We start from the raw sequence: 1,389 nt of genomic DNA, 5'->3' as shown, positions 1-1,389 counted from the left end.
TCGTGGGCTCGGCAATTTTTATAAGAGACAGATCCCTTGCCAAGCCTTGCCAGCAGCAATCTGTAATTTTTCTACAGAACGCTATACTAGTGTAGTGTTTCATTCTGTTTAGAGCTTAAGTGGTTATTGGCACGAATGACTTTTTCCAGGATATCGCGGGCACTTTTCGTCCAGATAAATGGCTTTGGATTGGTGTTGTGATGCGCAATGTACTCGTCGATAGTGCCAATCAGTTCGGGTACGCTGGTAAATACCCCGCGCTTTAGTCGTTCAGTCGTGATATCACGAAAGAAGCGTTCGACCATGTTCAGCCAAGAGGCAGAGGTGGGAGTGAAGTGCATGACGAAGCGTGGATGTTTGGCCAGCCACTTCTGTACGTTGGGGTGCTTGTGCGTGGCGTAGTTGTCGACAATCAGATGCAACACCTTGTCCTTCGGGGTCTCGCGGTCGATTTGGCGCAGAAACTTTAGCCACTCAATGTGGCGGTGACGCTGCTGGCATTGAGCGATGACCTTGCCGTCGAGCACGTTTAGTGCGGCAAACAGGGTGGTCGTACCATTACGCTTGTAATCGTGCGTCATCGTTTCCGCGCGGCCCTTCTTCAGCGGCAACCCGGGCTGAGTGCGGTCCAGCGCCTGTATCTGACTTTTTTCGTCGCAACACAACACCAGCGCGTGTTCCGGCGGCGACAGGTATAGCCCAACAATGTCTTCAAGCTTTTCGACAAACTTCGGATCGCGCGAGACTTTGAAGCTACGCTCAAGGTGGGGTTTCAGGCCATTGGCACGCCAGTGTCGGAAAACGCTGGCCGGGCTGACGCCCAGTTTGGAGGCCATTTTGCGCGTGCTCCAGTGGGTGGCGGCTTCGGGCTTACTCTGCGTGGTGAGTTCGACCAAATGAGCCACGTCCACCCTGACCGGCGGCGCGCCACGTGGCAGGTCGCGTTCGATACCCGCCAGTCGTGATTCAGCGTAACGGTCGCGCCAACGCCCAACCAGAGCCCGTGTGACGCCTAGCTGAGCGGCAATATCCCGGTTCAACTTTCCGGTCGCCGCCAGCAGCACAATCTGTGCTCGCTGGGCCAATCTGACACTGGTGCAACTGGAGCGGACCAGCTTGTTCAACTCAGTCCGTTCTTCTTCGGTCAGTACAATTTCTATGGCAACTCGCATACGTGAAATCGATCCTTCCAGGCATTTGAGTTGAGGATATATTAAGATTTATCAAGAGTGAAACACTACACTAGGAGGCTGCCCGAGAATGCTAGCCGTAGCGAGAGCCGACTGATTTGAGCGGGTTTTTGCGGTGTTTTAAGGCGAATAGTGGTTCTATTTAACGCAAAACAGCACAAAAAACAGCCAAACTCAGGTGGCTCGCAGTAGGTTGAGT

Annotated in this window: 1 protein-coding gene; it reads right to left on the bottom strand. The window is 53.5% G+C overall.

Features of this window, described 5'->3' with window-relative positions; genetic code table 11:
• Window positions 1-86: 86 nt before the first annotated feature.
• A complete protein-coding gene (locus tag MPRO_RS21550) occupies window positions 87-1,172 on the bottom strand; it encodes an IS630 family transposase (RefSeq protein ID WP_067298207.1) in 1,086 nt (361 codons plus the stop codon).
• Window positions 1,173-1,389 lie beyond the last annotated feature (217 nt).

The organism is Marinobacterium profundum, assembly GCF_001528745.1.
GTDB classification, from domain to species: Bacteria; Pseudomonadota; Gammaproteobacteria; order Pseudomonadales; family Balneatricaceae; genus Marinobacterium_A; species Marinobacterium_A profundum.
The sequence above is the reverse complement of the archived record's forward strand: the minus strand, read 5'-3'. Positions and strand labels throughout refer to the sequence as shown.